20 protein-coding genes are annotated in these 25890 nt (G+C 68.2%); 9 read left to right on the forward strand and 11 right to left on the reverse strand.

Features of this window, described 5'->3' with window-relative positions; genetic code table 11:
• Positions 1–169: 169 nt before the first annotated feature.
• Both GRI75_RS01790 and GRI75_RS01795 read right to left on the reverse strand, forming a co-directional pair.
• Positions 170–1432 carry a hypothetical protein gene (locus GRI75_RS01790; protein WP_160745214.1) on the reverse strand — a complete coding sequence of 421 codons (1263 nt, stop codon included), beginning with the start codon at positions 1430–1432 and terminating at the stop codon, positions 170–172.
• Positions 1433–1468: 36 nt separating this feature from the next.
• The gene (locus tag GRI75_RS01795; RefSeq protein WP_160745215.1) at positions 1469–2701 is read right to left on the reverse strand and encodes a TIGR04063 family PEP-CTERM/XrtA system glycosyltransferase; all 1233 of its coding nucleotides are present in this window, start codon (positions 2699–2701) and stop codon (positions 1469–1471) included.
• 83 nt (positions 2702–2784) lie between these two features.
• On the opposite strand from GRI75_RS01795, the gene GRI75_RS14400 reads away from it, so the two are divergent.
• Together GRI75_RS14400 and GRI75_RS01800 are read left to right on the forward strand one after the other, a co-directional pair.
• Positions 2785–2958 (forward strand): hypothetical protein, encoded by a 174-nt coding sequence (locus GRI75_RS14400; protein ID WP_202389527.1) that lies wholly within the window; start codon positions 2785–2787, stop codon positions 2956–2958.
• On the forward strand, positions 2955–4361 hold the full coding sequence (locus tag GRI75_RS01800; protein ID WP_160745216.1) for a DUF5935 domain-containing protein: 1407 nt from the start codon (positions 2955–2957) through the stop codon (positions 4359–4361). The genes GRI75_RS14400 and GRI75_RS01800 overlap by 4 nt, the downstream gene beginning before the upstream one ends.
• A gap of 21 nt (positions 4362–4382) precedes the next feature.
• Here the strand turns inward: GRI75_RS01800 and GRI75_RS01805 are convergent, their stop codons facing one another.
• A complete protein-coding gene (locus GRI75_RS01805) occupies positions 4383–6692 on the reverse strand; it encodes a CDC48 family AAA ATPase (RefSeq protein ID WP_160745217.1) in 2310 nt (769 codons plus the stop codon).
• Between the two features lie 465 nt (positions 6693–7157).
• On the opposite strand from GRI75_RS01805, the gene GRI75_RS01810 reads away from it, so the two are divergent.
• The 5 genes from GRI75_RS01810 (at position 7158) to GRI75_RS01830 (ending at position 12070) form a co-directional block, all read left to right on the forward strand.
• Positions 7158–7865 (forward strand): CoA transferase subunit A, encoded by a 708-nt coding sequence (locus GRI75_RS01810; protein WP_160745218.1) that lies wholly within the window; start codon positions 7158–7160, stop codon positions 7863–7865.
• Complete coding sequence (locus GRI75_RS01815; RefSeq protein ID WP_160745219.1) at positions 7865–8500, forward strand: CoA transferase subunit B; 636 nt, start codon at positions 7865–7867, stop codon at positions 8498–8500. Before GRI75_RS01810 ends, GRI75_RS01815 begins: the two co-directional genes overlap by 1 nt.
• Before the next feature lie 34 nt (positions 8501–8534).
• Positions 8535–9818: a spinster family MFS transporter gene (locus GRI75_RS01820; protein WP_160745220.1), complete on the forward strand. Its 1284-nt coding sequence runs from the start codon at positions 8535–8537 to the stop codon at positions 9816–9818.
• A 127-nt stretch (positions 9819–9945) separates the two neighbouring features.
• Positions 9946–11154, forward strand: coding sequence for a D-mannonate dehydratase ManD (gene manD, locus GRI75_RS01825; RefSeq protein WP_160745221.1), 1209 nt, complete (start codon positions 9946–9948; stop codon positions 11152–11154).
• Between the two features lies 1 nt (position 11155).
• The gene (locus GRI75_RS01830) at positions 11156–12070 is read left to right on the forward strand and encodes a sugar kinase (protein ID WP_160745222.1); all 915 of its coding nucleotides are present in this window, start codon (positions 11156–11158) and stop codon (positions 12068–12070) included.
• A gap of 122 nt (positions 12071–12192) precedes the next feature.
• Here GRI75_RS01830 and metK read toward each other — a convergent pair whose 3' ends face one another.
• The 6 genes from metK to hisS form a co-directional block, all read right to left on the reverse strand.
• Positions 12193–13401 carry a methionine adenosyltransferase gene (gene metK / locus GRI75_RS01835; RefSeq protein WP_160745223.1) on the reverse strand — a complete coding sequence of 403 codons (1209 nt, stop codon included), beginning with the start codon at positions 13399–13401 and terminating at the stop codon, positions 12193–12195.
• A gap of 56 nt (positions 13402–13457) precedes the next feature.
• Positions 13458–15032, reverse strand: coding sequence for an apolipoprotein N-acyltransferase (gene lnt / locus GRI75_RS01840; protein ID WP_160745224.1), 1575 nt, complete (start codon positions 15030–15032; stop codon positions 13458–13460).
• Between the two features lie 62 nt (positions 15033–15094).
• Entirely contained in the window at positions 15095–15853 is a 759-nt protein-coding gene (locus GRI75_RS01845; RefSeq protein ID WP_160745225.1) for a DUF4167 domain-containing protein, read from the reverse strand.
• A gap of 214 nt (positions 15854–16067) precedes the next feature.
• Positions 16068–16886: a peptide chain release factor N(5)-glutamine methyltransferase gene (prmC, locus tag GRI75_RS01850; RefSeq protein WP_268891487.1), complete on the reverse strand. Its 819-nt coding sequence runs from the start codon at positions 16884–16886 to the stop codon at positions 16068–16070.
• A 118-nt stretch (positions 16887–17004) separates the two neighbouring features.
• The gene (gene prfA / locus GRI75_RS01855) at positions 17005–18072 is read right to left on the reverse strand and encodes a peptide chain release factor 1 (RefSeq protein ID WP_160745227.1); all 1068 of its coding nucleotides are present in this window, start codon (positions 18070–18072) and stop codon (positions 17005–17007) included.
• 157 nt (positions 18073–18229) lie between these two features.
• On the reverse strand, positions 18230–19453 hold the full coding sequence (gene hisS / locus GRI75_RS01860; protein WP_160745228.1) for a histidine--tRNA ligase: 1224 nt from the start codon (positions 19451–19453) through the stop codon (positions 18230–18232).
• Positions 19454–19545: 92 nt separating this feature from the next.
• Here hisS and GRI75_RS01865 point away from each other — a divergent pair, with 92 nt between their 5' ends.
• Positions 19546–21492 (forward strand): M61 family metallopeptidase, encoded by a 1947-nt coding sequence (locus GRI75_RS01865; RefSeq protein WP_160745229.1) that lies wholly within the window; start codon positions 19546–19548, stop codon positions 21490–21492.
• A 170-nt stretch (positions 21493–21662) separates the two neighbouring features.
• Here GRI75_RS01865 and GRI75_RS01870 read toward each other — a convergent pair whose 3' ends face one another.
• Both GRI75_RS01870 and GRI75_RS01875 read right to left on the reverse strand, forming a co-directional pair.
• Positions 21663–22595: a cation diffusion facilitator family transporter gene (locus GRI75_RS01870; RefSeq protein ID WP_160745230.1), complete on the reverse strand. Its 933-nt coding sequence runs from the start codon at positions 22593–22595 to the stop codon at positions 21663–21665.
• Positions 22592–23026 carry a hypothetical protein gene (locus tag GRI75_RS01875; protein ID WP_160745231.1) on the reverse strand — a complete coding sequence of 145 codons (435 nt, stop codon included), beginning with the start codon at positions 23024–23026 and terminating at the stop codon, positions 22592–22594. The genes GRI75_RS01870 and GRI75_RS01875 overlap by 4 nt, the downstream gene beginning before the upstream one ends.
• A 194-nt stretch (positions 23027–23220) precedes the next feature.
• Here GRI75_RS01875 and gyrB point away from each other — a divergent pair, with 194 nt between their 5' ends.
• Positions 23221–25725 carry a DNA topoisomerase (ATP-hydrolyzing) subunit B gene (gyrB, locus tag GRI75_RS01880; RefSeq protein ID WP_160745232.1) on the forward strand — a complete coding sequence of 835 codons (2505 nt, stop codon included), beginning with the start codon at positions 23221–23223 and terminating at the stop codon, positions 25723–25725.
• The last annotated feature ends 165 nt before the right edge of the window (positions 25726–25890 follow it).

Consider the following 25890-nt stretch of genomic DNA (forward strand, 5'->3'; position numbering starts at 1 on the left):
GGCAGGGCCGCAACGAAAGGCGACTCACCCCGTCGGGGTGCTTACGAAAATGTCGCGAATTTTCCCAATGCCGACAGGAAGGTGCTTTTGCAAGCGTGGGTAAACGCGCGCGGCGGCGCCAACAGCCACTCCGGGGTTATCGCGAGGCGCCGATCGGCGACTGCAGGAGTCAGGCGGCGCCGCTGATTCTTTGTAGTGCGGCGAGTGCTGCGCGCAAGTCCTGCCCGTTGCGCGTGCGATTGGGCGGTGCGCTGGAAGGATGCGTGGAATTCGCCGGAATTCCGGCCTCTTCGGAGGGGCACGTGGGGGCAATGACGGCGCCGGTTTCGCGGTTCCGAGGGGCCGCGGACGGCCTCACATGAGCCGCCGGCAGGGCTCCGAACGGAAAGCTGACGACCGGCTCGACATGGTCGCTATCCGTCTCCCGATCCGGGCGGCGCACGAATTCCTCGTGGCCGCTAAAGGGATTCTTCATCGCTGGCTCGGCGTCGCTGGCGAGCTTGTCCTGCGATCCGAAGAAGCTGGCGATCGCACGGGCGGCGTCCTCCGGTTCGGCGGCTTCGAACTCCGCCGATAGGAAGGGGGCGGGCCCGGGCGCCGGTGCAGGTCCGGAAGCCTCGAGCGTTCGCCGCCTCTCTATTGCGGCGCCGAGCCGTCCCGCGAGCTGCACCAGCCCAAGCTCCTCGAGCGGGCTGGCGTCGAGCGGCAGGCGAGGGGCAGCTTCGCCGCGCTCGCCCTCGGCAATGGAGAACCAATGGACCGGGGTGTCGAACATGGCGGAGTCGTCGCCATGTCGGCGAAGATCGTCGGCACGTTCGCCGAGATCGCCGAGAGGCTCGGGTTCATCCTCGGCGATGTCCGCTTGCGTATCGGCATGCGGCAGATCGGGCCCGGCTCGCCACCAGTCGTCCAGGTCCGGGTCTCGTTCACCGCTCGGCGCCGAGTTCTCGCCGTTGCGCATTTCGGCCCGCGTGACGACAATCTCGGGACTGCTCCGGTGCGACTGGCCGATGATGGGGGAGCCGTGCTCGGAGATGAAGTCGAGCCATTCGAAGCCTTCCTCGCCCAATTCGGCGTGCGCCGCGATCGGGCGGCATTCGCGGGCTTCGGTGCGGTCAGTGGCGCGCACTCTGGCGCCCGGCTCCTGCGAGCGCGCAACCTGGCGCGCGAGCAGCAGGCCGGCCGCGGCGCCGGCCATGGCTGCCGCCAGGGCGATCAGGGTACGGGCGGTGGAGCCGAGCGGCGGTTCGGCCGCCGGCACGAGAGCGGCGATGCCGGTCAGCGCGACAAGCCGATCGACCAGGGCTGCCGGCAGCACCAGGCTGCCGAGTCCGAGCAGGCAGGCGAACCACAGCGCCACGATGGCCGGGAACGCCGGATGCGTGCTGATCGGCGCCTTGTCCGCTTGTCCTGGAGAGTCCGGTTCTACCACTTCTGCCTTCCACTGCTGCGCCGGCCCGCCGCTGCCCTATCGAGCGGCGGTGCGGGCCCCGGCATCCGCCGCCGGGGCTAGCAAGCCTTCGTAAACGTCCCGATAACGGCGGACGTTGCGGGCCCAGTCGTGATGTTCGGCGACATGCGCGCGGGCCGCGGCGCGTATCCGCGGCCATGCTTCCGCCTGCGAGAGCAGCGCGGCCAGGGCCCTGGCGCAGGCCGGCGGATCGTCGGCCGGAAACAACGCCCCGGTCACCCCGTCGCGGATCAGCTCCCGATGCCCCCCGACATCCGAGGCGGCGACGATCCGCCCTTGCGCCATCGCCTCGAGCGGCTTGAGCGGCGTGACCAGGTCCGTCAGGCGGCTGCGCTTGCGCGGGTAGGCCATGACCGAACACAGCGAATAGTACCGCTCCACCTCGTGGTGCGGCACGCGGCCGGCGAAGTGGATGGCGAAAGCGGCCGGCGAGGCTTCGGCCTGCACCCGCAGAGCCTGCTCCATCGGGCCGCCGCCGACCAGAAGCAGGCGCGCGCCGGGCTGCTCCGCGATCAGCTGCGGCATCGCCGCGATCAGGTCGTCCAGGCCTTCGTAGTCGTAGAAGCTGCCGATGAACCCGATCACCGGGCCATCGCCGAGCGCCAGTTCGCCGGCCAGCGCCGCGTCGCGTGGGAGCGGGGTGCCGAACAGCCCCAGGTCCACGCCGTTGGGCATCACGCCGATCTTGTCCGGACGCACGCCGCGGGCGATCAGATCCTCCCGCAAGCCCCGGCAGATCGTCATCACCGAGTCCGCCCCGGCCACGGCGCGGTTTTCGAGCGCGCGCGTGATCCGGTACCGAAGCGAGCCTTCGTGCGTGGCGCCGTTGCCGACGGCGGCGTCCTCCCAGAACGCGCGGATCTCGTAGACCAGCGGGACCCCGAGGGTCCGCGCCGCCTTGAGCCCGGCGAGGCCGCACAAGGCCGGCGAGTGGGCGTGGAGCACATCGGGCCGCCAGACGCGCGCGGTGGCGACGACTGCCTCGGCGAGGGCGTTCACCTCGCGCCATTCGCGCAAGCCCGCCGGGCCACTCGCCGCACCGGGCGTACGGTGGAAGGTCATGTCCTCGATGGTCTCGACCTCCGGCCCGTCTGCGCTGTGCCGTTGCCCGGTGACGGCCCGGACCTCGAGCCCATCGGCCTGCTGCGCGCGGAGAATGGCGCGCGTGCGGAAGGTGTAGCCGCTGTGCAGCGGCAGCGAGTGATCGAGAATGTGGAGGACCCGGGTCATGCAGGCTTGGTGTCACGACAAGCTTAACGGCCCGTCAACCGGAGCGGGCTAGTAGGGGCGGACCGGCGCCTCTGGAGCGGACTTTGATCGATTATCTCACCCTGGCGCTGACAAGCGGGCTGATCGCCTTGGCGCTGTGGCGCCTGCTCTGGCGGGACGATCTCGATCGCGATGCCGGCACCGCGCCGGCGCGGCGGCGGCCTTGGGTCAAGGGGACGGACAGCGGCGCCGCTCCCGAGGACGATACGGACCGATGATCGACCTCGTCCTGATCGCCTTTGTCGGCTTTTTCCTCGCGCTCGGCCTGAAGCGCCCATTCATCTGGGTGCTGGCCTATATCTACATCGACATCGTCGCGCCGCAGAAGATCGGCTGGGGCCCGATCACCGCCCTGCCGCTGTCGCTGATCGCCTTCGTTCTGGCGTTCGCCGGCTGGCTGATGCTCGACCATAAGGAAGGCAGCCGATTCACCCTGCGCCAGGGCCTGATCGCCCTGCTGCTGGCTTACTGCGGCTATACCACAGCGTCCGCCGACTACCCGATCGAGGCGATGGTCAAGTGGGATTGGGTGTGGAAGGCCTTGTTCTTCGCGATGTTCCTGCCGCTGACGCTGCGAACCAGGCTGCGGCTGGAGGCGGCGGCGCTGATCATGGTCCTGGCGATCGCCACGATCGTCATCAACGGCGGGATCAAGACCGCGCTCGGCGGCGGCGGCTACGGCACCCTGAGCCTGCTGGTACGCGAGAACGCGGGGCTCTACGAAGGCTCGATCCTGTCGACCGCGGCCATCGCCACCATTCCGCTGGCGCTGTGGCTCGCGCGGCACGGGACGGTCTTCAAGCCCGATTGGCGCGTGTGGACCTTCACCGCTGGGTTCGTCTTCGCCGCCCTGCTGATCCCGGTCGGCACTGCCGCCCGCACGGGCCTCGTCTGCGCCGCGTTTCTCGCCGTGCTGATGCTGCGTTCGGTGAGGTACCGGTTCGTCTATGCCGGACTGGCGGGCGTGGCGCTGCTCGCCTCGCTTCCCTTCCTGCCGCAGAGCTTCGTGGAACGAATGAGCACGATTACCGAGCACCAGGGCGACGAATCTGCTTCGACTCGCGTGCAGGTGTGGAAGTGGACGCTCGAATACGCCCAGCGCAACCCGCTCGGCGGCGGGTTCGACGCCTACCTCGGCAACAGCTTCACTTACCAGACCCGCAAGCTGGAGGGCGAACCGCCGAACCAGCGCGTCGTCTACGCCGAAGTGACCGACCGCGGCAGGGCCTACCACTCTTCCTACTTCGAACTGCTCGGCGAGCAGGGCTGGCCCGGCCTGGTCCTGTGGTTCTGGCTGCAGGCGCTCGGCCTGTGGCATATGGAACGGCTGCGCTGGCGCTTCCGCAAGAGCGAGGCAGGCGAAAGCAGCTGGCAATGGGGCCTGGCAACCGCCCTGCAGCAGGCGCAGGCCGTCTACCTGGTCGGCGCCCTGTTCGTCGGCATTGGGTATCAGCCGTTCATCTTCATGCTCATCGGGCTGCAATGCGGCCTGTGGAGCTATGTGAAGCGCACCACGCCGGCAGCGGCCCGGAGCCGTATGAGGCGGGCAGGCGAGCCGGGGATCGGGTTGGCCGAGGCGAGGTTGCGCAGCACCTCCACCACCCCCAACCCCCTCCTCTGAAGAGGAGGGGGCTAAGGGACCTCACTCGTGCTTTCGTTCGCGGGTCGATTCCACCATGCCTTCGTGGACGAAGCCGATCGGGTTGACCGCCATTGCCCGTCGCTTCAGTTCGCCCTTCATCTTGGCGTATTCGGCTTCCATCTCTTCCGTCACCGTAGGGCGGCTGTCCGTCAGGGCTTCGGCGAAATCGGCCGCGGTGACCGTGTCCGCCATCTCGGCCGAGCGGCGAATGGCGACGAGGCCCGCACGGCGGACGACGTCCTCGAGATCCGCGCCGGTGTAGCGGTGCGTCTCGGCGGCGAGGGCCGCCAGATCGACGTCCGCCGCCAGCGGCATCTTGCGGGTGTGGATCTTCAGGATCAGCTCGCGCCCGGACTGGTCGGGCGGTCCGACATAGACCAGCTCGTCGAAGCGGCCGGGGCGGAGCAGCGCCGGATCGACCAGCGCCGGGCGGTTGGTGGCGCCGATCACGACGATCGAGTTCAGCTCCTCCATCCCGTCCATCTCGGCCAGGATCGTGTTGACCACCCGCGCGGTCACTTGCGGCTCGTTGCCGCTGCTGCCGCGCGCGGGCACGAGGCTGTCGATCTCGTCGATGAAGATCACGCACGGCGCCACCTGGCGGGCGCGGGCGAACATGCGGCTGATCTGCTGCTCGCTTTCCCCGTACCACTTGGACAGCAGGTCGGAGCTTTTCATCGAGATGAAGTTCGCCTCGGCCTCCTTGGCGACGGCCTTGGCGAGCAGCGTCTTGCCGGTGCCGGGCGGGCCGTAGAGCAGGAAGCCCTTGGCCGGGCGGATGCCGAGCCGGTCGAACGCCTGCGGGTTCTTGAGCGGCAGCTCCACGCCTTCGCGCAGAAGCTTCTCGGCCTCGTCGACCCCGCCGATGTCGGCCCAGCCGACCGTCGGCGCCTGGACCATGACTTCGCGCATGGCGCTGGGCTGCACCCGCTTGAGCGCTTCGCGGAAGTCGGATTTCTCGACCTGCAGGTCCTGGAGCACCTCCGGCGGGATCGTGCGCGCATCGAGATCGAGCCGCGGCATGATCCGGCGGACGGCCTCGATCGCCGCCTCGCGCGCCAGCGCGGCGATGTCGGCGCCGACGAAGCCGTGGGTGCTGCGGGCCAGCTCGTTGAGATCGACGCCTTCGCCCAGCGGCATGCCGCGGGTGTGAATGCCGAGGATCTCGCGCCGGCCCTGCTCGTCCGGCACGCCGATGATAATCTCGCGGTCGAACCGGCCCGGCCGGCGGAGCGCTTCGTCGATCGCCTCAGGCCGGTTGGTCGCGGCGATCACCACGAGGTTGGAGCGCGCCTGCAGCCCGTCCATCAGCGTCAGCAGCTGCGCCACGAGGCGCTTTTCGGCCTCGCCCGAAACTTGCCCCCGCTTGGGCGCGATCGAATCGATCTCGTCGATGAAGACGATCGCCGGGGCGGCACGCTCGGCCTGCTCGAACACCTCGCGCAGGCGCTTCTCGCTCTCGCCATAGGCGGAGCCCATGATCTCGGGGCCGTTGATGGTGAAGAACTCGGCGTCGCTCTCGTTCGCCACGGCCTGCGCCAGGCGGGTCTTGCCGGTGCCGGGCGGGCCGTGCAGCAGCACGCCTTTGGGCGGATCGACGCCGAGGCGGGTGAACAGCTCGGGATAGCGGAGCGGCAGCTCGACCATCTCGCGCAGCGCCTTGATGGTCTCTTCCATCCCGCCGACGTCGTCGTAGTTGATCACGCCGCGGCCGTCGCGCGGCTCCTCGAACTCGGCGCGCAGCTCCACTTCGGTGTTCTCGTCGATGTGGACGACGCCTTTGGGCACCGTAGTCACGACCTGGAGGCGGATCTGCGTAAGGGCATAGGCCGGCGCGTTGAACATGCGCCGCACTTCCGGCGGCACGTTCTGCACCGGCTGCTGCCCGTGCGTGGCGACGAGGTCGCCGGCGGTCAGCGGCTTTTCGAAGAACACCCGCTTCAGCGCTTCGGTCGGACCCTGCAGGCGCATCTCGCGCTGAGCCGGGGCGAAGACAACGCGCGTGGCGGCCTTGGTCTCGGCGCGGCGGATCGTCACGTGCTCGCCCGAGGATGTCCCCGCGTTGGCGCGCTGCAGCCCGTCGAGCCGCACGACCGCGAGGGCTTCGTCTTCGGGGTAGCCGAGCACGGCGACTGCGGCAGTGATGCGCTTGCCTTCGATCTCGACGAAATCGCCCTCGGTGATGCCGAGCGCCTGGAAGGCCGAACGCGGCATCCGGGCCACGCCCTGGCCGCTTTCCTCCTGGCGAGCAGCGGCTACCTGCAGCCTCGCGGTGCCCTTTTCGACTTTCGCCGCATCCGCATCCGCCATAGGTCCGCTTGCTCCCTGAGTGTTGATGTGTCCGGCACAGCTAGGGACGGGGTCTGCCGATTGCAAACCCCGGTGCCGCCCTCCCAAGGACAATGCCCGCGCGATCACGGCGTATCCCGCGCAGAGCAAAAAAAACCCGGCCGTTGCCGGCCGGGCTTGGAAGTTTTGGGAGAGGATGCCTGAAAGGCCCGCTCCATATGCTGCAGGTGCTCACTGTTCGCAAGTGCGAAAAGGGCACCAGTTGTTGCGAAATGCGCAACAGTTAGCGTCTGAAGCAGTCGATTGCGCCGAATCAGTAGCATTCTTCGCATCTGCCGAGACTATGATGCACCTGCGATGCTGCGCTGCAGCACGTCTGTGGCTGCTCGGGTTTTTCGCATAAGCGAAAAGCGGCTTGTGCCATGCGCTGCCCTTCCTAGAACGGCAGAGCGCAATTGCGGCCGCCACGGCGGCCAAGGAGGACCGATGAAGAAGCTCTACGCCGATGCCGCCGCCGCTCTCGACGGAGTGCTGTTCGACGGCATGCTGATCGCCGCCGGCGGCTTCGGCCTGTGCGGCATTCCCGAGCGCCTGTTGGGCGCGATCCAGGCGAGTGGGGTGAGGGACCTGACCTTCGCCAGCAACAACGCCGGGATCGACAACGAAGGCATCGGCAAGCTGCTGCGCACGAAGCAGGTGCGGAAGATGATCAGCTCTTACGTCGGCGAGAACAAGGAGTTCGAGCGCCAGTACCTCGCAGGAGAGCTCGAGGTGGAGTTCTGCCCCCAAGGCACCTTGGCCGAACGGATGCGCGCCGGTGGGGCGGGGATCCCCGGCTTCTACACCAAGACCGGCGTCGGCACTCTCGTCGCCGAAGGCAAGGAAGTGAAGGAGTTCGGCGGCGAGGACTATATCCTCGAGCGCGGCATCTTCGCCGATCTCAGCATCGTGAAGGCCTGGAAGGCGGACGAGACAGGCAACCTGGTGTTCCGCAAGACCGCCCGCAACTTCAACCTGCCGGCCGCCACCTGCGGCAAAGTCTGCGTCGTGGAAGTGGAGGAGGTGGTACCCGCGGGATCGCTCGATCCCGACTGCATCCACCTGCCCGGGGTCTACGTCCAGCGCATGATCGTCGGCGCGCCCTACGAGAAGAAGATCGAGTTCACGACCACGCGCGAGAGGGAGGCGGCATAATGGCCTGGGATCGGAACCAGATGGCCGCCCGCGCGGCGCAGGAACTGCAGGACGGCTACTACGTCAACCTCGGCATCGGCATCCCCACGCTGGTGGCGAACCATATCCCGGCGGGGATGCAGGTCACGCTGCAGAGCGAGAACGGGATGCTCGGCATCGGCCCGTTCCCATACCCGGACGAAGTCGATCCCGACCTGATCAACGCCGGCAAGCAGACCATCAGCGAGCTGCCGCACAGCGCCTATTTCGACAGCGCGCAAAGCTTCGCCATGATTCGCGGCGGGCACATCGACCTGACCGTGCTCGGCGCCATGGAAGTCTCCGAGACCGGCGACATCGCCAACTGGATGATCCCGGGCAAGCTGATCAAGGGCATGGGCGGGGCGATGGACCTCGTCGCCGGGGTCAAGAAGATCATCGTTGTGATGGAGCATGTCTCGAAGGACGGCTCGCCCAAGTTCCTCCGCGAATGCAAGCTGCCGCTGACGGGCAAGAACGTGGTCGACATGATCGTCACCGATCTGTGCGTTTTCCGCCGGCCCGATCACGACAGCCCGTTCCAGCTGGTGGAGCTCGCTCCCGGCGTGACCGCGGAACAGGTGGCGGAGAAGACCGCGGCGCATTACCAGTCCTGACTGAAGCTCCTCGGGAGCACGGGAGAGGACAGGAATGACAACACGTCGCACATCGCCGTGGCTGGCGCTGGTCGTGCTGATGGCGATCAGCACGGTCGGCTTTATCGACCGAATCGTGGTCAACGTGCTGGTCGAGCCGATCAAGGGCGAGTTCGCCCTTAGCGACGCGCAAGTCTCGCTGATGGGGGCCGCGTTCACCGTGCTCAACATCGGCGTGGGCCTGGTCATCGCGCGTTATGCCGAACGGGCGCGGCGGCTGACGCTGATCTCGCTCGGCACCCTGCTGTGGTCGGCGGCGACGGCGGCTTGCGGCGCGGCGGCGACCTGGGTGCAATTGCTCGTCGCCCGCATGGGCGTGGGGCTGGGGGAAGCGATCGGGCTGCCGAGCAACCAGTCTGTCATCTCGGACTACTTCCCGCCGAACCGGCGCGGCCTGGCGATCTCCGTCCTGATGCTGGCACCGCCGGTGGGGGCGTTCATCGGCTTCGTCGGCGGCGGCTGGATCGCCCAGGAGTTCGACTGGCGCTTCACCTTCCTGATCGCCGCCGTGCCCGGCGTGGTGCTCGGCGTGATTGCCTGGCTGTTCGTGGCGGAGCCGAAGCGCGGGCAGCACGATGCCGGCGCCGGGGACGAGGTTCCGCCGATGAGCGACGTGCTGCGGCGCCTGTTCGTCCTGCGCAGCGGGCGCAACCTGGTGATCGGTTCAGCCCTGGCGGCGATGCTCGGCTTCGGGCTCAACTACTTCTTCACCTCGCTGATGATCCGCCGGTTCGAGGTGGGCCTGGCGGAGGCGGGGCTCTACTCGGGCCTGATCGCCAGCCTCCCCGCGGCTATCTCCGTGATCGGCAGCGGCTGGCTGGGGGACAAGCTTGGCGCGAAGAACCCGGCCGCCTACGCGCTGGTCCCGGGCATCTGCCTGATCGTCGGCGGGCCGATCTACGCCTTCGCCATCACCCGCGAGAGCCTGGGCCTGCTGCTGGGGCTGGTGAGCGTCGCGACCTTCCTCAACTTCGGCTATCTCGGGATCACTTACGCGGCGCTCCAGAACCTGATGCACCCGCGCATGCGTGCCACCGCCTTCGCCGTGCTCAACGTGGTCTATGGCATCGCCAGCGCGCTCGGACCGTTCCTGATCGGGCTGCTCAGCGATCGCATGGCGCTGTCGCATGGCCCGGCGGACGGGCTGGCCGTGGCGATGGCGATCTCGGGCCTGGTTTATGTCTGGGCCGGCGCGCACTACCTGCTCGCCGCGCGCCACGTGGGGCCGGACATGGTCCGGATGCACGGCGCGCGCGAAGCCGCTGCGCTTCGGGAGTAGCTGCGCCACGGCGGGAAACAATCGCCGGGCGCGCGGTTCGGGTTTTCATGCCCGACCGTACCTCATCAGCTCGTCCCCTGGCTGACCCTGGCCCAATTTGCGCGCGCGTCCGGAAGGAGTGCGCGGCATGAAGATCACTTCGGCACGGGTGATCGTCACCTGCCCGGGGCGCAATTTCGTCACCCTGCTGATCGAGACCGACCAGGGGGTCACAGGGATCGGCGACGCCACGCTGAACGGGCGCGAGCTGGCTGTCGCCTCCTACCTATCGGACCACCTCATCCCCTGCCTCATCGGGCGCGATCCGCAGCGGATCGAGGACATCTGGCAGTACCTCTACCGCGGCGCCTACTGGCGGCGCGGGCCGGTGACGATGACCGCGATCGCCGCGGTCGACACGGCGCTGTGGGACATCAAGGCCAAGCTGGCCGGAATGCCGCTCTACCAGCTGCTCGGAGGCAGGAGCCGCGACCGCGTGCTGGTCTACGGCCATGCCAACGGTGCCGATCTCGAGCAGACAGTCGAGGCCGTCGGCCGCTACATCGACCTGGGCTACAAGGCGATCCGCGCGCAAAGCGGCATTCCCGGGATCGACAAGGCCTACGGCGTCGGCCGCGGGGAGCTGCATTACGAGCCCGCCGACGCCCGGCTGCCGACCGAGACCGTCTGGGACACGCAGAAGTACCTGAACTTCGCGCCCAAGCTCTTCGAGAAACTACGCGACACTTACGGCTTCGAGCACCACCTGCTGCACGACGTCCACCACCGCCTGACGCCCAACGAGGCGGCGCAGCTCGGCAAGTCGCTGGAGCCTTACCGCCTGTTCTGGATCGAGGACGCCACGCCGGCTGAGAACCAGGAAGCCTTCCGCCACATCCGCCGGCACACGACCACGCCGCTCGCTGTCGGCGAGGTGTTCAACACCATCTGGGACTGCAAGCAGCTGATCGAAGAGCAGCTGATCGACTATATCCGCACCACGGTGGTCCACGCCGGCGGGATCACGCACTTGCGGCGCATCGCCGATCTCGCCGCGCTCTACCAGGTGCGCACCGGCAGCCACGGCGCCACCGACCTCAGCCCGGTATGCATGGGCGCGGCGCTGCACTTCGACACCTGGGTGCCGAACTTCGGCATCCAGGAGTACATGCGCCACACCCAGGAGACCGACGCCGTCTTCCCGCACGACTACCGGTTCGAGGACGGGCACCTGATCTGCGGCGAGACGCCGGGGCACGGCGTGACGATCGACGAGGATCTGGCAGCGAAGTACCCTTACGACCCGGCCTGCCTGCCGATCGCCCGCCTGGAAGACGGAACCTTGTGGAACTGGTGAGATGACCCGTCGGCGCCCGCGGATCGTCTGTGTCGGCGAGGCGATGGTCGAGCTTTCTCCGCGCGGCGAGGGCTGGGAGGTCGGCTACGGCGGCGACACGCTCAACCAGGCGCTGCACCTCGCCCGCTTCGGCTTCGACGTGGCCTACCTGACAGTGCTCGGGAACGATCCGTTCGCGCCCCGCATGGGGGCCGACTGGGAACGCGAAGGCCTCGATCCTTCGCTTTTGCTCGAAAGCGACAGCCGGACGACCGGGCTCTACGCCATCTCCATCGACGAGCGCGGCGAGCGGCATTTCCACTACTGGCGTTCCGCCAGCGCGGCGCGGGAGCTGTTCGACCACCCGCAGATCGACGACGCGCTGGCGCAAGCGGCCCAGGCGGACGCGCTGGTCTATTCGCTGATCTCCCTCGCCATCCTGCCGGAGCACGGTCGTAAGAGACTGGTCGATCTCGCCCGCGAGGTGCGCCGGCGCGGCGGCAAAGTCGCGTTCGACGGCAACTACCGGCCCGCCCTGTGGGAGAGCGTCGAAGCAGCCCGCACCTGGCGAGACCGGGCGGCCGCCGAAGCAGACTTCGGCCTGCCCACGATCGACGACGAGCGCGCGCTGGCGGGCGCGGACGCCGTCGGCGCGGTCGCCGCACACTGGCAGCGAGCGGGCTGCGGCGAAGCCGTGGTCAAGCTCGGCAGCGAAGGCTGCCGCCTGCCGGATGGAAACGTCGTCCCCCCGCCGAGCCTCCTCGAACCCGTGGACAGCAGCGGCGCCGGCGACGCGTTCTCCGCCGGCTACCTCGCCGCGCGCCTGGGCGCCGCCTCACCGGAGGAAGCCGCCCGCCGCGCCCACGCGCTAGCTGGCTGGACCGTCATGCGGCCGGGAGCGATCCCGCCGCGCGACGATGAGGCGCCCTACGCCTGACCCCCATACAAGGAGGTACCACACTCACCCGTTCGTCCTGAGCCTGTCGAGGGACAGAGGCGCGGCGCTCCGTTCGTGGTTCGGCAAGCTCACCACGAACGGGAAAGGCGCGCCGATAAGCCCTATCGAACGGCGGCCTTGAGATCCTCGACCAGGTCGGTCTTCTCCCAAGGGAAGAAGTCGCCTTCCGCCTGGCGGCCGAAGTGGCCGTAGGCGGCGCTGCGGCGGTAGATCGGCTTGTTGAGCTTCAGGTGCTCGCGGATGCCGCGCGGGGTCAGGCCGCCGAGCTTGCCGATCGACTTGATCGCTTCCTCGAGCGTCGGGTCCTCGACCGTGCCGGTGCCGTGGGTGTCGACATAGAGCGACAGCGGCTCGCTGACCCCGATTGCATAGGCGAGCTGGATCGTGCAGCGGCGGGCGAGGCCCGCGGCGACGATGTTCTTGGCCAGGTAGCGCGTGATGTAGGCGGCGGAGCGGTCAACCTTGGTCGGGTCCTTGCCGCTGAACGCGCCGCCGCCATGCGGGGCTGCGCCGCCGTAGGTGTCGACGATGATCTTGCGTCCCGTCAGACCGGCGTCGCCGTCGGGCCCGCCGATCTCGAAGCTGCCGGTCGGGTTGATGTGGTACACGGTCTCGTCACTCAGCAAGTCGGCCGGAAGCACGTCGGCGACGACTTTTTTCACGTACGCCTTCAGCTCCGCTTCCTTCTCGCCCTGGTCATAGCCCTTGGCGTGCTGGGTCGAGACGACCACCGCGGTCGCCGCCACCGGCTTGCCGTTGGCGAAGCGCAGGGAGACCTGACTCTTCGCGTCGGGCTCGAGGAACGGCGCCGCGCCGCTCTTGCGGTCGGCGGCCATGCGGTGGAGGATCTTGTGGCTGTAATCGAGCGTCGCCGGCATCAGGTCCGGCGTCTCGTCGCAGGCGAAGCCGAACATGATGCCCTGGTCGCCGGCGCCTTCGTCCTTGTCGTCAGCGGCATCGACGCCTTGCGCGATGTGTGCGCTCTGGCCGTGCAGGTGGTTCTCGAAGGTAAGCGTTTCCCAGTGGAATCCGTCCTGCTCGTAGCCGATATCCCGGACCACACCGCGCACCGTCCGCTCGATCTCCTCGAGCGCGCCTGGCGCCCATTCATCGTTCTCGTAAACGCCCTTGCAGCGGATCTCGCCCGCCAGCACCACGCGCTGGGTCGTCGTCAGGGTCTCGCAGGCAACACGCGCTTCCGGGTCCTTGGCCAGGAACAGATCGACGATCGCGTCGGAAATCTGGTCGGAAACCTTGTCCGGGTGGCCTTCGGATACGCTTTCCGACGTGAACAGATAGCTGTTGCGCATTGCTGGCTGGGTCCTCTCAGATAGTCGCAGCCCGGACGGGCCCTCGGTTGGGGGGTCTAATCGCGACGCCTGCGGAAGACAACGCGGCTCGCGGCAAGAAATGCCAGTGCCCAGGCAAGCGGCAGGATGTTGCCGAGGCGGGAGAACAGCGTCGGCGCGCCTGGCGGGGGCACATGGCCGTCGATCCTGTCCGCCCGGCGCATCGGCACGTGCGACCGCACGACCCCGCGGGAGTCGATCACGGCGCTGATCCCGGTGGTCGTGGCGCGCAGCACCGGCAAGGCTTCCTCGATCGACCGCAGCCGCGCCTGGGCCAAGTGCTGTGGCGGCCCGAAAGCGCCGAACCAGCCGTCGTTCGAAGGGTTGAAGATATAGTCCGGCCGCTTGTCGGGATCGACGACCTGGCCGGAAAAGATGATCTCGTAGCAGATCTGCACCCCCGCCTGCCCCCAGGCGCCGGAATCCAGCGTACGCGGGCCCGGCCCGGGAATGAAGTCGAACGCACCGGGGACCAGGCGCGTGAGGCCGAGCGGCTCGAACAGCCAGCGCAGCGCCAGGTACTCGCCGTAGGGCACGAGATGCGCCTTGCGGTAGCCGCCCACGATCGCGCCATCCGCGGCAACCGCCGTAACGGCATTGTAGGCGCCAACGGCACGGCCGCCCTCGATCTCCAGATCGACCGCCCCGGTCAGCAGCAGGCCGCCTTCGCCGATCACCTGGCCGATCCTGCGCCGGGCAAGCGCGGGATCGCCGAACGCGGTCGTGGAGAGGTAGTAGCGCTGCGGGTAGCCTTCGCGGAGATAGTCGGGCAGCCCGGATTCGGGCCACAGGACAAGCCGGCGGGCGCTTGGCCCCTCAGGCCGCGAAAGCGCTGCGGTCTTCTGGAAGTTCGCTTCGTAGAGCCGCGGTTCGTCGAGTTGCTCCTGCCGCACGTCCGGCTGGACGAGGGTGAAGGGCAGGGTGCCCTGTGCTCCCTCGCCGACCGGGAGATACATGCCGAGCATGAGCAGCAGGGAGGCCGCACCGGCGGCGACCCAGCGCCGCTCGCTCAGCGCGAGCACGAGGCCGCTGCCGATCAGGACGGCGATGCCGGAAAGCGCGTAAGTGCCCATCCAGGGCGCCAGCGCGGCAAGGCCGGGCCGGTCGAACGGACCGAGCAGGACTATCCCGAAGGGGTTCCAGGCATAGCCGGTGAACACCCAGCTGCGCAGCCATTCGGCAACGATCCAGCAGCCGGCAAAAGCGAGCAGCAAGGCTGTTCGACTGCCGCGTCCACCGATCAGCTTGCTGCCAGCCGAGGCGAGCGCGGGGTAGACAGCGAGGTAGAGCGAGAGGAGCGGCACGGCGATCCAGCCGAGCACCGCGGGCATGTTCGCCTGGTAGGTGAAAGCCGTGGCGATCCAGCTGTTGCCGAAGGTGAAATGACCGACGCCGAAGATCCAGCCGAGCAGGGCGGCACGGCGCCAGTCGGGCGCGCGGGCGATAAGGATCAGCAAGCCGCCCATCGCCAGCAAGGCGAGCGGCCACAGGGAGAGCGGTCGAAACCCCGTCGCGGCAACCACGCCGAGAAGCAGGGCCACGATGCGCGGATGCGCGAGAACCGCCTCGATCGCGCGCTCGATGCGCGTCATCGGACAGCCCCGCATGCCACCCGGGCAGTGCCGCGTCGCAGTGCCATCGCTGGGCTTTGCCGTCAGCCTACGGCTTCGAGAGTCTCGTCACCGCCGTCCGCTTCGGGAGTGCGGCGCGTGCGGCGGCGCGGACGCGGCTTTTCTTCCTCGGCGCCGATTGCCGGCGGCAGGCTGGCGGGATCGAGCCCCAGCTCGGCCTGGGCTCTCGGAGCGGTGCGGGCGGCCTTGGCGGGCTTCGCGTCCTTCATGGGAGCTTCGGCCGTGTCGCTGGCGCGAGGGGTGCGGCGCGGGCGGCGCGGCTTGCTCTCGCGGACGAAGGGGTTTTCCTCTTCGTCGGCCGAGACGTCCTCGCCCTCGCTTGCACGATTGCCTTCGTTCGCCCGGTTGCCTTCGCTGCTGCGATTGCCCTCGTTGCCGCGATTGCCTTCGTTGCTACGGCCGCCGTCGCTCTCGTCTCGCTCTTCGCGGCGCGGGGCGCGGCTGGGCTGGCGCTGGCCGAACGTTTCCTCGCCGTCGTTCTCGTCGTCGCCGTAATCGTCCTGCTCGCGATCGTCGCGGCGGCCGCGCGGCTGCTGATCGTCGCGCTGCGTCTTCATGTCGGCGATGACGCGGAAGTAATGGTCGGCGAACTGCAGGTAGTATTCGGTCTGCACGCGGTCGCCGTTCAGCGACGCGTCGTGCGCCATCTTCTTGTACTTCTCCAGCATCTGGGGCGCGTTGCCGCGCGCCCGGCTGTCGATCCGGTTGCCCTGGTTGCCGCCACCCGGGCCGCGATTGTTGTTGCGGCCACGCCGGCGGTTGGTATTTCTGTTGTTATTCAAGGGAAATCGCTTCCTTGCTTGCGACCGCCAGATCCACTCCTGACCGGTCATGACCCCTGGCCACGGCGCCTCTGGGCGCTGCGTGGTCCCCACCCCTCTGCACGTTCGGCAGCGCTCCTGTGGCTGCACTTTACGCGAATGACGGAGTTAGACCCGGCCCGGGCGAAAGGGCCCATTTGCCGCTGGTCTGGCTCTAGAGGTAGCTACTCATATCCTACTTGCCAAGCCCTAATCGCAAGATAACCGCCCGGTCGCGCCCGCCCAGGTCGCGGCGCACATCGGCAAGGAAGCCCGCGCCGGCTGCAATCTCGCGAACCGGGCCCGCCTGCGTCGCACCGATCTCGAGCACGGCGCAGCCGCCGGGCGCGAGCAGGGCAGGCAGTTGCGGGATCAGCACCTGGTAATCGTCGAGCCCGTCCGGCCCGGCGAAGAGCGCCTCCGCCGGCTCGTATTCGCTCACCGACAGGGCCAGCTCGGCGTCATCCTCGACATAGGGCGGGTTGGCGATCACGCAAGCGAACGTGCCCAGCGCATCGCGCCAATCGGGCCGATGCCAGTCGCCCAGCCGCAGCTCGGCGCGGCCGGACAGCCCGAGCCGCCCGGCATTGTCCGCCGCCACCGCGAGCGCGGCCGGGGAGCGGTCGATCCCCACGCCGCTCGCTTGCGGCAGCTCCGCCAGCAGCGTCAGCAGCAGCGCGCCGGAGCCGGTTCCGCAATCGAGGATGCGGCCGCCCGCCGGACAGGCCTCGATTGCCGCCGCTACCGTCGTCTCGCTGTCCGCCCGCGGGATCAGCACGTCGCGGGTCACGCGGAACTCGCGCCCGTAGAACTCCTTGCGGCCGAGGATCTGCGCCACCGGCTCGTGCGCCAGCCGCCGCTTGACCAGCGCCGCGAAAGCCTCCGGAACCGGATCGCGCATCCGCCACAGCAGCAGGTCCGAGCGCGACACGCCGAGCGTTGCCGCCATCAGCAGCTCCGCATCGAGCCGGGCGGTATCCGTCACCGTCCCCAGCCGCCGTGCAGCCTCGCGCAGCGCTTCGGCGACAGTCTCCCCCTCCTCTTCAGAGGAGGGGGCCGGGGGGTGGTGCTGGCCTGGACGGACGCGGGCGCCTCCACCACCCCCAACCCCCTCCTCTGAAGAGGAGGGGGCCCTAGCCACCCATCGCGGCGAGGCGCTTGGCCTCGTCCTCGGCGATGAGCGCATCGATCAGTTCGGCGAGCCCTTGTCCCTCTAGCACCTCGGGCAGCTTGTGCAGGGTCAGCCCGATGCGGTGGTCGGTCACCCGGCCCTGCGGGAAATTGTAGGTGCGGATGCGCTCCGATCGGTCGCCCGACCCGACCATGGCCTTGCGCGCCTCCGCCTCCGCCCCGTGGGCCTCGGCCCGCTTCAGATCGTAGATCCGCGTGCGCAGGACCTGCATCGCCTTGGCGCGGTTCTTGTGCTGGCTGCGCTCGTCCTGCTGGATGACGACGAGGCCGGTAGGCAAGTGGGTGAGGCGCACCGCGGAATCGGTCGTGTTGACGTGCTGCCCGCCGGCGCCGCTCGCGCGGTAGATGTCGATCTTGAGGTCCTTGTCCTCGATCTGCACGTCGACTTCGGTCGGTTCCGGAAGGACCGCCACAGTCGCCGCCGAAGTGTGGATGCGCCCGCCGCTTTCGGTCACCGGCACGCGCTGGACGCGGTGGACCCCGCTCTCGAACTTGAGCTTGGCGAACACCCCGGTGCCGGAGACATGGGCGACCACTTCCTTGAAGCCGCCGATGTCGGAGGCGTTCATGCTGATCGTCTCGACCTTCCAGCCCTGCCCGGCGGCATAGCGCTCGTACATCCGGAACAAGTCGGCGGCGAACAGCGCCGCCTCGTCCCCCCCGGTGCCGGCGCGGATTTCCAGCATCGCCGGGCGCGCATCCGCCGAATCGCGCGGCAGCATGGCGATGGCGAGGCGGTGCTCGGCCTCCGGCAGCTTCTTGCGCAGCTCGGCGAGCTCCTCGTCGGCCAGCGCGCGCATTTCCGGGTCGGCGGTGAGCGCGGCCAGCTCGGCGATCTCGGCGCGGATCGCGCGCACTTCCGCCGCCGCTTTCGCCACCGGCTCCAGCTCGGCATAGTCGCGGCTCGCCTGCACGAACGCCTCGCCATCGAGCGTGCCCGAAGCCATTCGCGCCTCGAGCTCGGCGAAGCGATGGCCGATCTGGGCGAGCCGGTCCTCGGCGATGGTCATGAGGCCGATCCCTTCACGCCCAACATCCTAAAACCCACCGTCGTCATCCCCGCGAAAGCGGGGACCCCGCTACCTTCACGACGCCGCAGAAAAAGCGGGGCCCCCGCTTTCGCGGGGGTGACGAGGAAAGGTGCGATGGTAGCGAGGACCTGGGAGCTCATCTGTACAGCGCCAGGATCTGCGAAATTCGCGGATCCGTCTCGTCATCCCCGCTGAGCCGGTGCCCCCCGTCATGCTGCAGACTGACGATCGCCCCGGGGGCCCGCTTCACGGCCTTGTCGTACCGCTTGCGCGGTGATCCCGTGGCGATCAGCTCGGCCGATATGCCCTCGCGGCGCAGCGCCTGCTGGGCCGCGATCGCTTCGTTGATGCGCGCGTCGTCCTCGACCACCAGCACGACCGCCAGCGGTTCTTCCGCCGTGCCGTCGACCAGCATCGCCAGCCGCTCGATCCCGGCGGCCCAGCCCACGGCGGGGGTATGCGCGCCGCCGAGCGTCTCGATCAGCCCGTCGTAGCGTCCGCCGCCTAGCACCGTCCCTTGCGCGCCGAGGCGGTCGGTCACGAACTCGAAGGCGGTGTGCCGGTAATAGTCCAGCCCGCGCACCAGCGCCGGGGCGCGGGTCCAGGCCACGCCGGCGGCCTTCAGACCTTCGCAGACCTGGCTGAAATAGGCCTGCGCCTCGCCGGACAGGTAGTCGTCGATCTTCGGCGCGTCGGCCACGAACGGCTTGTCGCGCGGGTCCTTGCTGTCGAGGATGCGCAGCGGATTGCGCTCGAGCCGGTCCTGGCTCTCCTCCGACAGTTCGGCGCGGAATGCCTGGAAGTAGGAAACCAGCGCCGCGCGCCAGGCTTCGCGGCTGTCCGCGTCGCCCAGCGTGTTGAGCTGCAGCGTCACGCCGGCGGCAATGCCCAGCTCCTTCAGCAAGTGGTCGGCCATCGCCAGCAGCTCGACGTCCGCCTGCGGCTCTGCCGCGCCGATGATCTCGGCGTCGATCTGGTGGAACTGGCGGTAGCGGCCCTTCTGCGGCCGCTCGTAGCGGAACAGCGGCCCGTGCGTGGCGACCTTGAGCGGCGCGTACTGCTGCCAGCCGCCGGTCAGATAGGCGCGGGCGATCCCGGCGGTGAACTCCGGCCGCAGGGTCAGGGATTCCCCGCCGCGGTCCTCGAAGCTGTACATCTCCTTCGCCACGACGTCGGTCGTCTCGCCGAGCGAGCGGCTGAACACTTCGGTCTTCTCGAATACCGGCATCTCGATCCGGCGGAACCGATAGAGCTTGCGAATGCGCTCGAACGTCTCGACGACATACGCGAATGTCTCGGCCTCCGGGCCGAAGATGTCCTGCGTGCCGCGGATCGGGCGGGGAGTTTCGATTTTCGCCATGGCCGGCGCGCTTAGCCGGTCTGCCGCCGTTCGCAAAGATGCGTCCGCCGCAGGTGGTTGCGGTTGTGACCGGTTGCAGCCATGACAGGCATATGAAGACCTGCCGCGCGCTCGCCCCGCTCCTTTCCGCCCTCCTCCTCACCGCTTCGCCGGCTGTCCTGGCCGAGACCGCCGTGCGGTCCGCCCCGCTGGCAGTGCCCATCTCCCCGTCGATCCCGGGCCCGCAGGACGTGCCCTACCCCGGAACGATCGCGCTGGAGATCGACGCCAGCGATGTCGTGCGCGGCATCTACCGGGTGAGGCAGACAGTGCCGGTCCCACCCGGACAGAACGAGCTGATCCTGCAACTGCCGCAGTGGCTGCCCGGCAACCACGCACCGCGCGGGCCGATCAACCTGATCGCCGACATCCGCTTCGAGGTGGACGGCAAGCCCGTGCGGTGGACGCGCGATCCGGTCGAAGTGCACGCCTTCCACATCCCCCTGCCCGCCGGGGCGAGGGAAGTGACCGCCCGTTTCGTCCATACTTCGCCGCTGCAGTCGGGCCAGGGTCGCGTGACGATGACCGAGGAAATGCTCAACCTGCAGTGGGAGAAGATGAGCCTCTATCCCGCAGGCCACTACGTGCGGCAGATCAAGGTCACGCCGACGGTGACGTTTCCTGAGGGCTGGGAGGCTTTTGCCGCGCTCGACGGGATGCGCCGGCGAGGTAACACCGTGAGCTGGGCGACGGTCGACTACGAGACGCTGGTGGATTCGCCGATCTTTGCCGGCAAGCACTCGCAGGTCTGGGACCTCGGCCACAATGTGAAGCTCAATGCCGTAGCCGACGAGCCGAAGGATCTCGCGCTCGCGCCCGAGAACCTAGCGACCTTCAGGAAGCTCGTCGACGAGTCGCTGGCCTTGTTCGCCGCGCCCCATTTCGACCGCTACGAATTCCTGCTGGCGATGACCGACGAACTCGGCGGCATCGGCCTGGAGCACCAGCGATCGAGCGAGAACCAGTACCAGCCCACCACGTTGATCGAGTGGGACAAGATGGCCTGGGACCGCAACGTCGTCGCCCACGAGCTGGTCCACAGCTGGAACGGCAAGTACCGCCGGCCGGCCGGCTTGTGGACGCCGGACTACCGACAGCCGATGCAGGACAACCTGCTGTGGATGTACGAAGGGCAGACGCAGTTCTGGGGCCAGGTCCTGGCGGCGCGATCGGGCCTGCAGCCCAAGGCGATCGTGCTCGGGGCCCTGGCCAATTCGGCGGGCTACTATGCCGGGCAGCCGGGCCGCGCCTGGCGTTCGGTGGAGGACACGACGCACGATCCGATCATCAACGCCCGCCGGCCGCTGCCCTACAGCTCGCTCAACCGCAACGAGGACTACTATTCCGAAGGCATGCTGGTCTGGCTCGAAGCCGACCAGATCATTCGCGAGGGCACCGGCGGCGCGCGCGGGCTGGACGACTTCGCGGCGGCCTTCTTCGGCGTGAACCCCGGCGACCTGGGGCAGCTCACCTACACATTCGAGGATATCGTCGCCACGCTGAATGCCGTCCATCCTTACGACTGGGCCACCTTCCTGGACGAACGGTTCCGCCTGCCCGGGCGCCCGGCGCCGCTCGCAGGGATCGAGAAGGCCGGCTACCGCCTCGTGTGGAAGGAAGAGCCCAATCCATACGCCGCCGGCCGCGAGGCGGATGGGACTTCAACCAGCTTCAGCTATTCGCTCGGGTTCACGCTCGAAAAGGACGGCAAGATAACCGGCACGGAATGGGACAGCCCTGCCTTCGACGCGGGGCTGGTTGCGGGCGCCCAGGTCACCGCCGTGAACGGCAAGGCTTACAGCCCGGAGGTGCTCAAGCAAGCGATCACCGCAGCCAAAGGCGGCAAGGATCCGATCGAGCTGCTGGTCCGCCGCGACGATCGCTACTTCACCGTGCCGATCGCCTATCATGGCGGCTTGCGCTATCCCTGGCTGGAGCCGGTGGGAGCGGGCGAGCAGCCGCTCGACCGCCTCCTCGCGCCGCGTACCGGCGCGCGCTGAACCATAAACGTCGCGCCCGTTCATCCTTCGACAAGCTCAGGACGAACGGATCGGGGTTGTGCTGGGCATGGCTAACCTTCTGACCTACTACCTCCGTACGTGGTGAGCTTGTCGAACCACGAGCTGGCACACCCGTGCAGTCCGTCGCTCATTCAGGCGCAGCGCGGCACTCAGCCGGAGTCGGGCGGATCGTCGGGCGGGGAGCTCGGCGGCACGAAGGACAGGTGGCCGAGCCGCCAGGCGGGATCGCCGCCCATCAGTTCGGCGGCCGAAGGAAGCGGGCCCGGATCGGCGACGCCCTCGACCGAGGCCATCATGTAGCGCCCGGACTCCCGCAGGCGCACGGTCGCCTCGGGCCAGCGCTTCTGCAGCCGTTCGTGCAATCGCTTCGCCTCCTGCGAAATCGCCGGGCCCTTCAGTTCGCGGGGCGCGCCGTCGAGCAATTCGGCCGATGCCGTGCGCATGTTGGTCAGCCCGTCCCACAGGATCGACAGTGAGATGAACGCCGCCGCCGCCGAGTCCGCCCACCAGTAACCGAGCCCGACGCCGAGGATCCCGGCAATGCCCGCGAGGCCGGTCATCCAGTCCGCCTTCTGCATCAGCGCATCGGTGTGCAGCACTTTGTCGCGCAGGCGGTGGGAGACCGGCTTCTTCAGGCGGCCGAGGATCACCGGCGGAATGACCGAATAAGTCAGCGCGGCGATCATCACCCAGCCGAGCCAGACGGTCTGTCCGAACAGCGTGATCGGGCCGATGGTGGGGTGTTCGCCTTTGACCAAGCCCATGACGCCCTCGAACAGCAGCAAGCCGCCCATGACCGTCAGCACCACGGCCGAGGCGAGGAAGGCGAGGCTGTTCACTCGCACGAAGCCGTACGGGTACTTCTCCGATGGCCGCTTCGGTTCCAGCCGCGCGGCGATCAGGAAGGTGATTGCCGGGATCAGGCTGAGCATGTCCTCGAGGAAGGCGGTCTTCATCGCCTGGCTCGAACCCATCGCGAGGTACATCACCACGACGACGCTGCTCATCCAGAACAGCGTCAGCCACTCCAGGCGCTTGGCCCGGCGCATGTCGTGCACGATGGGCTGGGGCAGGCCGCTCATTCAGCGGCCCCGGAACCGGCGCGCGCAACGGCCATGATCCACCCGTTCTCACCGTTGCGCATCGCGAAGCGGGGCGCGTGCCGGTCCTTCGGCGGCTTCTTCTTCGCCCCCTCGGCCTCGCCGAGGTGGACCTTCGTAGCCCAGGGGCTGCTTTCGGCGAAGTGGCCGTAGACCAGATCGAGCCGGCCCTCCTCCAGCTCGCTCAGCAGGGCCTCGCTCTCGCCTGCGTGCCGCTCCACGCGCGCGCCAAACTTGCGGGAGAGCTTGGCCAGCGTGGCCTGTGCCGCGGGGTCCGGCCGGGCACCGCTGACCCAGCCGAGCCGGATGGTTTGGCGGGAGCGAACAAGGCTTTCGGTGCCTTCCGGGTCGCGCGGCAGATCGCACCCGGCGAGCAAGATGCCGAGCGCGCCTGCGAAGACCAGTCTTGCCATCCTTGCGAGAACCCTTTCGCTCTGCGGCGGACACGGTTTTCACGCCCTGTTGCACCCCATAAACGCCGCCGGACCGCGATATTTCCCCTGCTCCGCACCGGCGGTCCACCGCCATGGTCACATATGGTGGAAAAAGCCCCTGCGCGAGGTGCTTCTCGCTTGGGTTTACCACCCGCAATTCCTATATGATCGGCATGGACAACTCCCCCGAAAACGCAGGCGAAAGCGCCGCGAACAAGAGCGGCTACGACGCCGACAGCATCAAGGTGCTCAAGGGTCTCGACGCGGTGCGCAAGCGGCCGGGCATGTACATCGGCGATACCGACGATGGTTCGGGGCTCCACCACATGGTGTTCGAAGTCTCCGACAACGCCATCGACGAAGCGCTGGCCGGTCATTGCGACCTGGTGCTGATCGAGCTCAATGCCGACGGTTCGGTGAGCGTGGAGGACAACGGCCGCGGCATTCCGGTCGACATGCACCAGGGCGAAGGCGTTTCCGCCGCCGAGGTCATCATGACCCAGCTCCACGCCGGCGGGAAGTTCGAGAACACGAACGAGGACAACGCCTACAAAGTCTCCGGCGGTCTCCACGGGGTCGGCGTTTCGGTGGTCAACGCGCTGTCCGAATGGCTCGAGCTGACCATCTGGCGCAACGGCAAGGAGCACTGGATGCGGTTCGAGCACGGCAATGCCGTCTCCCCGCTCGAAGTGAAGGGCGAAGCCGGGCGCGAGCGCACGGGCACCCGCGTGACCTTCCTGCCTTCGACCGACACGTTCAAGAACGTCACCGAGTTCGATTTCGAGAAGCTGGAGCACCGCTACCGCGAACTCGCGTTCCTCAATTCGGGCGTGCACATCCTGCTGCGCGACAAGCGCCACGAGGAGCCGGTCGAGCACGACCTGTACTACGAAGGCGGGATCGCCGCGTTCGTGAAGTACCTCGACCGCAACAAAGTCGCGCTGATCCCGGAGCCGATCTCGGTTTCGGCCGAGAAGGAAGGCGTCGGCATCGACGTCGCGCTCGAGTGGAACGATTCCTATTACGAGAACGTCCTCGCCTTCACCAACAACATCCCCCAGCGTGATGGCGGCACCCACCTGGCCGCGTTCCGCGCCGCGCTGACCCGTACGCTCAACAACTATGCCGAGCGGTCCGGGCTGCTGAAGAAGGAAAAGGTTGCGCTGACCGGCGAGGACATGCGCGAAGGGCTCACCGCGATCGTCTCGGTCAAGCTGCCCGATCCCAAGTTCGGCAGCCAGACCAAGGACAAGCTGGTCAGTTCCGAAGTCCGCCAGCCGCTCGAAAGCCTGATGGGCGAGAAGATGTCGGAGTGGCTGGAGGAGAACCCCGCCGACGCCAAGACCATCGTCCAGAAGATCATCGACGCCGCCGCGGCGCGTGAGGCTGCCCGCAGGGCGCGCGAGCTGACCCGGCGCAAGGGCGCGCTCGACATCGCCAGCCTGCCGGGCAAGCTGGCCGACTGCCAGGAACGCGATCCCGCGAAGTCCGAGCTGTTCCTGGTCGAGGGTGACTCGGCCGGCGGATCGGCCAAGCAGGGGCGCGACCGCCACTACCAGGCGATCCTGCCGCTGAAGGGCAAGATCCTCAACGTTGAGCGGGCCCGGTTCGACCGGATCATCTCCTCCAAGGAAGTCGGCACGCTGATCCAGGCGATGGGCACCGGCATCCGCGACGAGTTCAACATCGGCAAGCTGCGCTACCACAAGATCGTCATCATGACCGACGCCGACGTGGACGGCGCGCACATTCGCACCCTGCTGCTGACGTTCTTCCACCGGCAGATGCCGGAGATCATTCGCGAAGGGCACTTGTTCATCGCCCAGCCGCCGCTGTTCAAGGTCAGCAAGGGGCGCAGCGAGGTCTATCTCAAGGATCAGGCCGCGCTCGACCGCTACCTCGTCGACAGCGGGCTCCAGGGCCGGGTGCTCGAGGCATCGGGCGGTGCCCGCGCGGGCGAGGAGCTGCGCTCGCTGGTCGAGCATGCGCTGCGGCTGCGCAACATGATCGGCTTCGTGCCGCGCCGCTACGACGTCGGCGTGATCGAGCAGATGGCCGTGGCCGGCGCGTTCGATCCCGAGCTCGACCGGGCCGGGCGCGAGGCGGCGCTGAAGCGCGCGGCCGAGCGGCTGCACATGGGCGATCCGGAAGGCGAATGGACCGCCACGATCTCTCCCGAAGGCGCGATCCGCTTCGACCGCATTTGGCGCGGCGTCACCGACGCGCATCTGATCGAGGCCGGCTTCGTCACCAGCGCCGAAGCACGCAAGCTGCACCGCATCGCGATGGAGCAGACGGAGCCTTACGCTGCGCCGTCGCAACTCGTGCGCGCCGGCGCCGAGCCCGAGACGAGCGAGGACGCCGCGAGCGACGAGGAGGCGGATGCGCCCGTGGCGGTCGAAGGCGCAATCACCCGGCCGACCGAGCTGCTCGACGCGGTGCTCGCGGCGGGGCGCAAGGGCCTCTCGATCCAACGCTACAAGGGTCTCGGCGAGATGAACGCCGAGCAGCTCTGGGAAACCACGCTCGACCCCGAGAACCGGGCCCTGCTGCAGGTCAAAGTCGAAGATGCCGACGTGACCGACGAGATTTTCACCCGCCTGATGGGCGACGTCGTCGAACCGCGCCGGGAGTTCATCCAGACCAATGCGCTGAACGTCGCCAATCTGGACGTTTAGAAGCTCTCGGGCGTCCGAGCATCGGGTTCTCTTTGGATCCTCCCCTGCAAGGGGAGGTGGCAGCCCGAAGGGCTGACGGAGGGGTGTCACGCTTTCGGCTGGCGGTCACACCCCTCCACCACCGCCTTCGGCGGCGGTCCCCCTCCCCTTGCAGGGGAGGATCGT

Source organism: Croceibacterium soli, from assembly GCF_009828065.1.
Classification (GTDB): domain Bacteria; phylum Pseudomonadota; class Alphaproteobacteria; order Sphingomonadales; family Sphingomonadaceae; genus Croceibacterium_B; species Croceibacterium_B soli.